12 protein-coding genes are annotated in these 11,085 nt (G+C 70.6%); 2 read left to right on the forward strand and 10 right to left on the reverse strand.

Annotated elements, in window-relative coordinates:
* Positions 1-249 precede the first annotated feature (249 nt).
* On the forward strand, positions 250-921 hold the full coding sequence (locus ABZT04_RS08185; protein ID WP_356054301.1) for a class I SAM-dependent methyltransferase: 672 nt from the start codon (positions 250-252) through the stop codon (positions 919-921).
* A 369-nt stretch (positions 922-1,290) separates the two neighbouring features.
* Here ABZT04_RS08185 and ABZT04_RS08190 read toward each other — a convergent pair whose 3' ends face one another.
* The 9 genes from ABZT04_RS08190 to mftA form a co-directional block, all read right to left on the reverse strand.
* Entirely contained in the window at positions 1,291-2,034 is a 744-nt protein-coding gene (locus ABZT04_RS08190; RefSeq protein WP_356054303.1) for a hypothetical protein, read from the reverse strand.
* Positions 2,035-2,087: 53 nt separating this feature from the next.
* Positions 2,088-2,606 (reverse strand): flavin reductase family protein, encoded by a 519-nt coding sequence (locus ABZT04_RS08195; protein ID WP_356054305.1) that lies wholly within the window; start codon positions 2,604-2,606, stop codon positions 2,088-2,090.
* A 46-nt stretch (positions 2,607-2,652) separates the two neighbouring features.
* Positions 2,653-3,834 carry a hydroxylase gene (locus ABZT04_RS08200; RefSeq protein ID WP_356054307.1) on the reverse strand — a complete coding sequence of 394 codons (1,182 nt, stop codon included), beginning with the start codon at positions 3,832-3,834 and terminating at the stop codon, positions 2,653-2,655.
* Between the two features lie 121 nt (positions 3,835-3,955).
* A complete protein-coding gene (gene mftF / locus ABZT04_RS08205) occupies positions 3,956-5,341 on the reverse strand; it encodes a mycofactocin biosynthesis glycosyltransferase MftF (RefSeq protein ID WP_356054310.1) in 1,386 nt (461 codons plus the stop codon).
* Positions 5,338-6,087, reverse strand: coding sequence for a mycofactocin biosynthesis peptidyl-dipeptidase MftE (mftE, locus tag ABZT04_RS08210; protein ID WP_356054312.1), 750 nt, complete (start codon positions 6,085-6,087; stop codon positions 5,338-5,340). The genes mftF and mftE overlap by 4 nt, the downstream gene beginning before the upstream one ends.
* A 2-nt stretch (positions 6,088-6,089) precedes the next feature.
* Positions 6,090-7,280, reverse strand: coding sequence for a pre-mycofactocin synthase MftD (gene mftD, locus ABZT04_RS08215; protein ID WP_356054314.1), 1,191 nt, complete (start codon positions 7,278-7,280; stop codon positions 6,090-6,092).
* 42 nt (positions 7,281-7,322) lie between these two features.
* Positions 7,323-8,537, reverse strand: coding sequence for a mycofactocin radical SAM maturase (gene mftC, locus ABZT04_RS08220; RefSeq protein ID WP_356054316.1), 1,215 nt, complete (start codon positions 8,535-8,537; stop codon positions 7,323-7,325).
* Positions 8,534-8,809, reverse strand: a complete 276-nt coding sequence (mftB, locus tag ABZT04_RS08225; protein WP_356054318.1) for a mycofactocin biosynthesis chaperone MftB — start codon at positions 8,807-8,809, stop codon at positions 8,534-8,536. The genes mftC and mftB overlap by 4 nt, the downstream gene beginning before the upstream one ends.
* A 9-nt stretch (positions 8,810-8,818) precedes the next feature.
* On the reverse strand, positions 8,819-8,956 hold the full coding sequence (gene mftA / locus ABZT04_RS08230; protein WP_356054320.1) for a mycofactocin precursor MftA: 138 nt from the start codon (positions 8,954-8,956) through the stop codon (positions 8,819-8,821).
* A gap of 123 nt (positions 8,957-9,079) precedes the next feature.
* On the opposite strand from mftA, the gene mftG reads away from it, so the two are divergent.
* A complete protein-coding gene (mftG, locus tag ABZT04_RS08235; RefSeq protein WP_356054323.1) occupies positions 9,080-10,627 on the forward strand; it encodes a mycofactocin system GMC family oxidoreductase MftG in 1,548 nt (515 codons plus the stop codon).
* Between the two features lie 215 nt (positions 10,628-10,842).
* Here the strand turns inward: mftG and ABZT04_RS08240 are convergent.
* The coding region (locus ABZT04_RS08240; RefSeq protein ID WP_356054325.1) for a hypothetical protein at positions 10,843-11,085 on the reverse strand (243 nt) is incomplete at its 5' end.

The following is an 11,085-nucleotide window of genomic DNA, read 5'->3' on the forward strand; positions in this document are numbered from 1 at the left end:
GGAAAGGCGCCCTCGGCGGGTGGACACGGCGGCTGTGCTGACGATCCCCAAGTGCCCAGAGCAGCGATCGCTAAGCGTCCATCAATGCGCGTTTGACGTGGGTTCCTCACAGATGAGCGGAAATGTTCCGGGTGGCGACTGTTTGCCGGAACGGCAATTTCGCGTGCGGACCGGCGCAGGTCTGAGCACCATCGACAACACGCCCGAGCGGGGCGGCGGGCCCAGCACCATGAGCAGATGGAGGCAACGGTGTCAGGACACCACGAACACGGCCGAAGCGGCGAGCACGACGAGCGGGCCACCGCCGCGATGTTCGAGCCGACGGGTTGGGACGAGCGGTACGCGGGGCAGGAGCGGTTCTGGAGCGGCGAGCCCAATCCGCAGCTCGTCGCTACCGCTGGTCAGCTGACCCCCGGCACAGCGCTGGACGTCGGTTGCGGCGAGGGGGGCGACGTGATCTGGCTCGCCGGGCAGGGGTGGCGCGTGACCGGCGCCGACTTCTCGGCCGAGGGCCTGGCCCGTGCCGCCCGCCACACCGAGGAGGCAGGCTTGGCCGACCGTGTCGACTGGTGGCAGGTGGACGCGAGGACCTTCGATGCCGGCGACCGCTCGTACGACTTGGTCACCAGCCACTATCTGCACGCCCCGGACGGCGGCATGGTCGACGTGACCCGCCGCCTCGCCGCGGGCGTCGCCCCCGGCGGGTCGCTCCTGGTGGTCGGGCATGCGCCGTCCCACAAGTTCACGCTCCTCTCCCAGAGCCACCGCAAGGCGATGTTCCTGGCCGCGGAGCTCCTCCCCGGCCTGCCGGACTACTTCGAGCCCGTCGTCGTGGAGCAGCGCACCCGCACACTCAAACGGGACACCGGGACGGTCGAGGCCGAGGACTCGGTCCTGCTGGCCCGCCGCGCGGAGCGCTGAACGCTTCGCCGAGACAGTGCGGCTCGGTCATTGATCACCGCTGGTGTCCGTGTGCAGACCTGCCAGATGGACAGGCCCGACGGACAGACCAGGCCAAAGCTCTACCGGTCGCCGTCGGTGATCTCGCGCGGATCGCGCTCTGTGCGGCGCGGCGGCCCTCGGCGGTCGGTCCGATCCCGGTACGGCGACCGCCGGTCCCGCTGTGGATCGGCTCCACGAGGCCGCGGTTCTCCATGCGCGTCAACAGGCGCGAGACGCGGCTCTTCTCCCAGTCGAGGCCGGGCGCCCGCCACGGCGTCCGGAGTACAACCACTCCTTCCCCTCGACCAGGTGATCGCCTGATGCGGCGCGCTGCGCCACCAAAACCCCCTACGCGCTCGCCAGTTCAGCAGATTCCGAGGCCGCCCCAGCAGCCTCCTCCTCTTCCGATTTCACCGCGCGCAACAGCACGATCGGTGTGGCGATCTTCCAGATGAAGTACACCGCCGTGGGAAGGACGTTCGCGAGGAGTCCGTTCCAGGCGAACGGGCCGGTCTTGGTGAGGAAGACGAAAGCGCCGGGGATGAGCAGGACTCCGAGTACCAGGTTGAGATAGCCGAACCAGCGTGGGAACACCGGCTTGGCCCGGTTGTCCACGAGGGCCGCGTATCCGATCGACCAGACCTGCAGGACGAATATGCAGGCGTTTCCGACGAGCATGAGCCAGTAGATGTCCGACATCGCGTAAAGCACGTCGGGTGAGTGGCTTTCCGGGCGGTAGGCCGCGGCGGCGAGTATCGCGATCGGGAAGAAGAAGCCGATCGGGGCGACGACGCCGGTGAGGAGCTGGATCATGGACAGCAGGCCCCAGCCGCCCTCGATACGGCGCATCTGCATGCTGGTCACGACGACGAAGGGGTACTCGAACGGGACCACCAGGACCATGATCGTGGCACAGGTGAGGATGCCGGTCCGGTGGTCGGTGAGGAATTGGACGACGCCTTGGGCATCCGTCGTCGGGTCCATCGGCGTGATGAGGTGGCCGATCGAGAAAGCCACGGCGAAGCCCAGCAGCAGTACGAATCCGCACCATGCGGAGATGCGTTCCAATCTGAAGTGCAGGTCCTGTCGCATCGATGGATCTCCTTTGATCTCGCGGCTCGTTGTTCGCTCGTCCACCAGCCCGTTCACCAGCCGACAAGCCGGTCCAGCAGCAGCGTCGCGCTCGACAGGTAGTCGCCGTATCCGCCGCGGAAGAAGAGCAGCGGCGTCTTCATCGACTCGACGCGGAGCGTGCGGACCCGTCCTACGACCAGTTCGTGGTCGCCGAGTTCGACGATCTTCTCGACCGTGCAGTCGACCCACGCGACGATTCCGTCGAGGACGGGATTGCCGAGCGGGGATTCCTGCCAGTCGGTGCCCTCGAAGCGGTTCGGGCCGCCGGCCATCTGCCGGGAAAGGCGTTCCTGGTTGCCCGCGAGCGCGTTGGCGCAGAAACGTCCGGCCGTCCGGATCGTCCGCAGGGTGTTGGAGGAACCGTCCACCAGGAAGGACACCAGGGGCGGTTCCAGGGACACGGACATGAAGGTTCCGACGATCATTCCCCGGGGTTGCCGGTCCACGTCCGTCGTGGTGATGGCGACCACGCTGGTGGGGAAGTGCCCCAGCACCTCACGGAATTGGCGCGCCTCGACCGCGTCCGTCACGGCCCCTCCTTGTTCTCGCACGTTCTCGCACGTTCTCGACGACCCGTCAGATCAGCACGCGCATCGCTTCGGGCAGCTCAAGTCCCATCTGGGCCAGGGCGTTGGCGTGATACGCGGACCCGGGGACATGGATCATGTGCTGGAGTCCCACGTGCGCGTCCCGCCAGAACCGCTGCATCGGGTTGTCGCGCCGGATCGCGTTGCCGCCGGACCGCACGAAGATCTCGTCCAGGGCGGAGACGGCACGCCACGCGCAACGGACCTGGTTGCGGCGGACGTTGGACCGGTCCTCGACGGAGATGGGCTGCCCGGCCTCGACCTGGTCGTACAACCGGCTGATTCCGTCGATCAGTTGGACCCGTGAGGCGGCGATCTCCGCCGCGGCCTCTCCGGCGGCGTACAACACATAGGGGTCGTCGCGTACTTGGACTCCGGTCACCGCGACACGGTCGCGCTGCTGGGACAGGTGGAGGGAGAGCGCGCCCTCGCAGATGCCGATGACGGCGGCGGTGATCCCGAGGGGGAACATGGAGCTGAAGGGCAACTTGTAGAGGGTGTCGGTGAGTCCGACCGCCTCGGCGGCGGTGCCCTCCTGGACCACTTCCTGCTTGATGGTGCGGTAGGTGGGGATGAACGCCTTGTCGACGACGACGTCCTTGCTGCCGGTGCCCGCGAGGCCGATCACGTCCCAGGTGCCGTCGATGATCTCGTAGTCCGAGCGCGGCAGTACGACATGGAGTACGGAGATCGGGCCGGCCGGCTTACCCTTGCCGTCGCCGACGAGCGCGCCGAGGAAGTCCCAGTCGCAGTGGTCACTGCCGGAGGAGAAGGGCCAGCGTCCGCTGAGGACGTAGCCGCCGTCCACGGGGTCGGCGATGCCGTTCGGCATGTACGGCGAGGCGATCCAGGAGTCCGGGTTCTCGTCCCACACCTCATGGGCGAGCCGGGGGTCCAACTGGGCCAGTTCCCAAGGGTGTACGCCGACGACACCGCACACCCACCCGGCGGCGCCGTCGTGCCGTGCGACGGCCATCACCGCCTCCGCGAAGTCCCGGGGGTGGGCGCTGTAGCCGCCGAACACCTTGGGCTGGAGGAGTCGGATCACGCCGGCCGAGCGGAGCAGTTGGACGGTGCGGTCGCTCAACTTGCCGAGTTTCTCGTTCTCTTCGGCGAGTGCGGCCAGTTCGGGCCCGAGTTCCTCGACACGGTTGACCACTTCGTGCGTCACGCCGCACACCTCCTGCTGACCGGTATCGCGCAAGTGCCGCGGACGCGCGGCGGGATGGTCTCAGTGTCTTTTCCTGGACCGGACGTCCGCCGGCCGCTTTCCGCTGACCGGGACTTAAGGATCAGCGGGTGATACGAGGTCGCAGGGCCGTGGTGGAGCGGCCTTTGAGCGCGGACAGCCACACGCCGGCGCCGTAGGCGAGGTCGTCGAGGCGGCGCGCGACGCCGTAGCGGATCGGGTCGAGGTGGGCCCGGTCGCGCCGGTACTCAAGGGCGATGTCGGCCACCGCGGCCACCGCGGCGGCCCTGCGTATGCGGCGGGACGCCAGACAGCCGACGATCGTGAGGGGCCACCAGTGCCGGTTGAACAGGGCCGAGGTCTGGGCCACGGCCGCCAGGGCCCCGTTGACCGTGAGCCGCGCGGCGAGGTGGTGAGGGTGCCCGACGCCGTCGAGCTTACGGCTGATCTTCAGGGTGACGCCCGCGAGGACGACCCCGGCGACGGGCGCCGACCAGCGGCGTTGGGCGAGCAGGGCGGTGACGAGTGCGGCGCTCCAGGGGGCGAACACGGCCGGGGCGATGAAGCGCGGGTGGCGTTCGGCGAGGGGGTGCGCGCCGGTGCCGTAGACGGCCTTGCGCAGCAGCCAGTCGTCGGCCCGTGTGCGGTGCTCGTGTGCCGCCTCGGCCGCCGGCTCGTAGCGCACCCGCCGACCTTGTTCGATCAGCCGCCAGCACAGGTCTACGTCCTCGCCGACCCGCATCCGCTCGTCGAAGCCCTCCGTGAGGGCGTCCACCCGTGCCACGACGCAGGCCGTGGAGGCCCAGGAGACGGGGCTGCCGGGTCGTACTCCGGCCGGGTGGGCGCCCAGGTCGAGGGAGGAGCGGGCGTTCTCGTAGCGTTCGATCCAGGTCGGGGCGGCAGAGGGCAGGCCGGTGATGCGGGGTACGGCCATGGCGACGGCGGGGTCGGCGAAGTGCCGCAGGAGGGTGGGCACGGTGTCCTGGTCCGGCACGATGTCGGAGTCGGCGAACACGACGAAGGGCGTTGACACGAGCCGGAGTCCGGCGTTGCGGGCGCCCGCCGGGCCGACGTTCGTCGTCAATGTGACCAAGGTGGCCCCGTGTTCGGCGGCGACGGCGGCGACCGCCTTCGGGTGTCGTGACGCGTCGTCGACCACGATCACGGGGTGATCGGCGCCAACACTGCTGAGCAGCCGGGCGAGTTGGCGTGGCCGGTCGCGGACCGGCACGACGACCGTGTACCGGGGATCGGCGGGTAGGGGCAGCGAGCCTACGACGGGATTAGCCATGGCGAGGTCGAGCAGCCGCTCCGCGAGCAGGGCGCTCGCCGCGTCCCGCACCCTCAACGTCCGCCCCGTGAACAGCCGTTGGGCCCTCGGCGTCAACCGGATCAACCGGGTGGGGAAGCCCCCGACGAGGGCCCGGCCGCCGTCCACGACGCGGGTGTGGCGGTCGAGTTCGACCAGGAAGCCGACGGGCAGCGTCATGGTCGTACGACCTGCTGAGCCAACCGCGCGGGGACCGACTCGGCGAGGCGGCCCCGGTCGTCCACGGTCCAGGCGGTGATGCGGCGGACGGTGGCGGCCACCATGGCGTCCGTCGCCCGGCGTCCTTCGGCCGCCGTGGCGCCGGTCGGGTCGCCGAGGACGCCGGAGGGGGAGACCGCGCGGACCCCGTGGGCCATCAGCTGCGGGAGGAGCGCGGCCAGCGGTCGGGTGTCTCCGACGACCGCCGACTCCAACCGCACGCGCTCCGGGGCCAGATGGAGCATCACCGAGGTCTCGGTGCGGCCGGCGTGCGGGTCACCGCCGGGGACAGTGCAGGCGGTCCAGGCCGCGTCGTGGCCTTCGGCCCGGAGCAGTCGGAGGGCGGTGTCGAGGGTCGCGGTGTTGCCGCCGTGGCCGTTGACGAGGACGATCCGTCGGGCCCACAGGGACAGCGAGCGTACGGCCTCCACCAGTACGGCGCGCAGCGCTTCGTGGCCGACGGAGACGGTTCCGGGGAAGTCCGCGTGCTCGCCGCTGGCGCCATAGGGAAGCGTCGGTGCAACGAGCGCTGTGGGGAGGGAAGTTGCGGCTCGTCGCGCGACCGCGTCGGCGATGACGCTGTCCGTGTCGAGCGGCAGATGCGGGCCGTGCTGTTCGGTGGACCCGATCGGCAGGAGGACGAGCACGTCGGACGGCACGGACGGCCAGGCGGTGTGGGCGAGTTGGGTCGCCGGGTCCCGGACCATGCTCAGGCGGCCGGGGCTTCGCGGCCCAGGACGAGGGGGAAGTCCGGGGGGATGACCAGGTCGTCCGGCGACAACTCGTGGACGGAGGAGTGTCCGAGGCCCAGGACCGCCGAGTCGAGGCCGCTGCGGAGGATGTCCAGGACGTTCTCGACGCCGGCCTGTCCGTTCGCCGCAAGGCCCCAGAGATAGGCGCGGCCGATCAGGACGGCGCGGGCGCCGAGGGCGAGGGCCTTGGCCACGTCGCCGCCCCTGCGGATGCCGCCGTCCAGGAGGACTTCGATCTGGTCGCCGACCGCGTCCGCTATCGCGGGGAGAACGCGGATGGTGGCGGGGGTGGTGTCGAGGTTGTTGCCTCCGTGGTTGGAGACGGACAGGGCGGAGACACCGGCGTCGACGGCCCGCTTGGCGTCGTCGACACGGGTGACTCCCTTGAGCAGGAAGGGCCCGCCCCACTCCTTGCGCAGCCAGGCCACGTCCTCCCAGGTCGGGGGCGTGGTCTGCATCCACTCGCCGTAGGCGCCGAAGAAGGTGGGGGCCTCGCCGCCCGGGGGCCGCAGGTTGGGGACCGAAAGGTCGGGCAGGCGGCGGGACTTGGCGAAGCGGAGCAGCCAACCGGGGTGGGGCAGTACGTCGGGCGCGAACTTCAGCATGGTCTTCAGGTCGAGCTTGTCCGGGATGGCCGGACTCCCCCAGTCCCGGCCGTGGGAGAAGGACCAGTCGAGGGTGACGATGAGCGCCTTGGCGCCGGCCTCCCTGGCCCGGTCCATGCGCTGCACCATCGTCGCCCGGGTGCCGCTCCAATAGAGCTGGTAGAAGAGGTCCGGCTGGGCGGCGGCGACCTCTTCAACGGGCTTGCTGGCAAAGGAACTCAGGCCCATGAGGACGCCCCGGTTCGCCGCCGCGCGGGCCACGGCGACCTCGCCGTCGGGGTCCACGGCCTGCACGCCGGTCGGCGAGATGAGCACCGGGAGGGACGCGGGCACCCCGAGCACGGTCGTGGACAGATCGCGTTCCGTGTGGTGGCCAACCACCCTGGGCGCAAAGCCCAGTTGAGCGAACGCCGCCGTGTTGTCGTCGATCGTACGGCCTCGCTCCGAGCCCGCGACGAGCGCGCCGTAGACCGTGCTCGGCAGCCGCTTCTTCGCCCGGCGCTGCGCTTCGGCGACCGTCTCGAACCAGGGGTTCCTGCCCATGTGCCGCGTCCCTTCGGTTGAGCTGTTGTGTGACGACAGGGCCTAGGGCCGGCTGAGGCGCAGGCCGGCCAGGGGGTCCTCGGCGCAGTCGCCGACCGGGGGCCGTTCCAGGTCCCGGCGCCGGGTGAGGACGAGGTCCACGGGCCGTCGCCGGGAGTGGTCGGCGGACGGCTTGGGGAGGTCCGCTCCGCCCTTTGCGCGCTGGGCGAGTTGCTGTTCGCCGTAGCCCTGCACGCACTCGGGGTCGGGGCCGTCCAAGGGCAGTCCGGTGAAGAACTTGGCGGCCATGCAGCCTCCCTTGCAGGTGTCGTAGAACGCGCAGGACGCGCAGGCTCCGCCGTGCTGCGGGGTGCGCAGGCGTCCGAACAGTTCCGAGTCGCGCCACACCCGCGTGAAGCCGCCGGGTGCGCGGACGTTGCCGGCGAGGAACTCCTCGTGAATGGCGAAGGGGCAGGCGTAGACGTCGCCGACCGGGTCGATCAGGCAGACGACGCGTCCGGCGCCGCACAGGTTGAGGCCGGGAAGCGCCTCGCCGTAGGCGGAGAGGTGGAAGAAGGAGTCGCCGGTCAGCACGTTGTCACCGTGGGCCAACAGCCAGTCGTACAGCTCGCGTTGCTGGACTGCGGTCGGGTGGAGGTCCTCCCAGACGTCGGCGCCGCGGCCGGAGGGGCGCAGGCGGGTCAGGCGGAGTTGGGCGCCGTAGCGGTCGGCGAGGGCCTTGAACTCGTCGAGTTGGGGGATGTTGTGGCGGGTGCAGACCACGGACAGCTTGAAGTTGCGCATGTCGGCGGCGGCGAGGTTCTCCATCGCGCGCAGTGCGGTCGCGTACGAACCGCCGCCGCGTACCGCGTCGTTGACGTCCGCGGTCGCGCCGTCGAGGGAGATCTGGACGTCCACGTAGTCGTTGGCGGCGAGGCGGCGGGCGGCTTCGGGGGTGATGCGGACGCCGTTGGTGGAGAACTTTACGCCGACGTGGTGAGCGGTGGCGTAGTCGAGGAGTTCCCAGAAGTCGGCGCGGACGGTGGGCTCTCCGCCGCCGATGTTGACGTAGAAGACCTGCATAGCCTCCAACTCGTCGATGACCGCCTTGGCTTCGGCGGTGCTCAGCTCGCGCGGGTCGCGGCGGCCGGAGCTGGAGAGGCAGTGGGTGCAGGCCAGGTTGCAGGCGTAGGTCAGTTCCCAGGTGAGGCAGATCGGCGCGTCGAGTCCGGACTCGAAGAGGTCGACCAGCCGTGTCGGGTCGGCGGTGGCGGTCATGGGGTCCTTCCGACGAGCATCGACGACTCGGTGAGGGCTGCCAAGGCCCTGCCGTAGCGCGGTAGTTCGGCCTCCTCGACACCGGCCGCCAGACAGGCGGCGCGGGCCGTGGGGGCGTCCGCGAGGGACTCGACGACGGTCAGGAGTCTGCGGTCCTTGAGGAACGTCAGCCTGCGGGTGCCGAAGTGGTAGAGGAGCGCGCCGAACGGTTCCGGTCGCACCGAGACCTGGGGATGCAGGCCGAGGGCGCGGTCGAGGGTCGGCGCGGTCACGCGCGCGGCTTAGTAGACACCGCACATGCCGTCGATGGAGATCTCCTCGATGAGGTCGTCGGCCTCGATCAACTGCCCCTCCGTGACGGGTGCTTCGGCCTGGTTCTCGCTGGCCGGGACGGTCGGTGCGGACTGGGGTTCGTTCATGCGACTCTCCCTGGGCATCCGGGCGGCTGCGCGGTCGACAGTAATGGCACCCGGTGCCGAAAGTGAAGAGGGGGACACCATGATTCTTTCGACCGGTCGGTCTATAGCGGCGCCGGGGTCTGATTGAGCCGCCCGGATGTCATCGTCGTGGGCGCGGGCGGCAGCGGCGCTCCGCTGGCCGCGCGGCTGAGTGAGGACTCCGGGCGGAGTGTGCTGCTGCTGGAGGCGGGTCAGGTGCCGCGCCAATGCACCGCTTTCACAAGGGAGTTGCTGGACGCGCGACTTGTCCCGGGCGCGCGGCCCGGGCATCCCGCCGTCCAGCCGTACACCGTCCACCTCACGCCGCGGCGGCCCTACACGGTCGCGCGGGGGCGCCTTCTCGGCGGGTCGACGACCGTCAACGGCGGCTACTTCGTGCGCGCCCGACGGGAGGACTTCGAGCGCTGGTCGGCGGTGGGGGGTGCCGCCTGGTCGTATGACCGGGTGCTTCCGCTGCTGCGGTCACTGGAGTCCGATCTCGACCACGGCGCCGGGTCGTCGCACGGTTCCGGGGGTCCTGTGCCGGTCCGGCGCACCGGCCTGCGGCACCCCGCAGCTCTGGCATTCCGGTCGGCGGCACGGGAGTTGGGGTTTCCGGAGGAGGCCGACAAGAACGCCCAGGGCACGCCCGGGTTCGGGCCCGTCCCGACCAATACGCTGGACGGGACACGCGTCAACACCGGTGTCGGCTACCTCCTGGGCGCGCTCGACCGCCCCAACCTCCAGGTGCAGGGCGGGAGTTCGGTCCACAGGGTCGTCGTCGAGCACGGGCGCGCGACCGGCGTCGTCGTCGAGCGCGACGGGTGTCGTACGACCGTGGAGTGCGGTGAAGTCGTGCTGTGCGCCGGGGCGTTCGGCTCCGCCCACCTGTTGCACCTGTCGGGCATCGGACCGCGCGACGAGCTGGAGCGCCTCGGGATTCCGGTCGCCGTGGACTCCCCTGCCGTGGGAGCCCGTTTCGGGGACCATCCGCAACTGGTGCTGGAATGGCGGCCGCGGCGACCACTGCCCGAACCCTCCGGCTCCTGGCTCGGTGGATGCCTCCACCTGTCCTCGTCGGACGGCGAGCACCCGGGCGGCGATCTGGAGATCCTGCAGTCGCTCGTCCCCATGGCGGGTCTGGTCGGCGGAAGGGTGACCGTGCCCGGTGCGCCTCTCGCGTTCCTGGCGTCCGTGCAGTCACCCCGGCTCGGCGGGCGGCTGCGGACGCGTTCCGCCGACGCGGCCACTCCCCCGCGTCTCGACTACGGCTATCTGGAGACCGCGGAAGACCGGCGGCGCCTGCGTGAAGTCGCCCGCACCACCGCCGAGTTGGTGGCGACGGACGCGTTCGCTGAGGTGTCACGCGGGTTGGTGGAACCGGGAGGGGAGGTACTGGCGGACGACCGGCTGCTCGACCGCTGGATCGAGAGACACCTCGGCACCGCGCACCACACCTGCGGCACGGTGCCGATGGGCCCCGCCGACGATCCCGGGGCAGCCGTGGACCACTACGGTCGCGTGCACGGTGTCGTCGGGCTGCGCGTCGCGGACACGTCGATCCTGCCGACTCCGCCCTTGCGGGGGCCGGCGGCCACGGCTGTGCTCGTCGGTGAACTTGTCGCTGATGCGATGCGGCGCGACTTGGCGTAGGAGGGTGGGGGCACGGGGTCAGAGCTGGGCCGACCGCGAGTGGGTGTAGGCCCAACACGGCGCGCGGGCCGCGCGGCGCACGGCGAACTCCCTGACGCGAGGCGTAGCGCACGGTCGAAACGGCCGCAGCGTCGCGATCCGCAGGACCAGCGGCGTATCCGCGAACTCGCCACCGACGCCCATGCGACATGCCCCGCCCCGACAGGAGCGCGAGGTCAGAGCCGGGCCGGGCCCTCCAAGCCAGTCGCCAGTTGGCGTAGGCCCAGGACCAACTCGCCGCCAGGTCCCGGGAACTCCCCGCCGACGCACCCGTACGACACGCCCCGCCCCGAACGAAGCGCGGAGTCAGAGCCGAGCCGGCCCCTCCAAGCCAGTCGCCAGTTGGCGTAGGCCCAGGACCAACTCGCCGCCAGGTCCCGGGAACTCCCCGCCGACGCACCCGTACGACACGCCCCGCC

Source organism: Streptomyces sp. NPDC005492 (genome assembly GCF_040605995.1).
Taxonomy (GTDB): Bacteria; Actinomycetota; Actinomycetes; order Streptomycetales; family Streptomycetaceae; genus Streptomyces.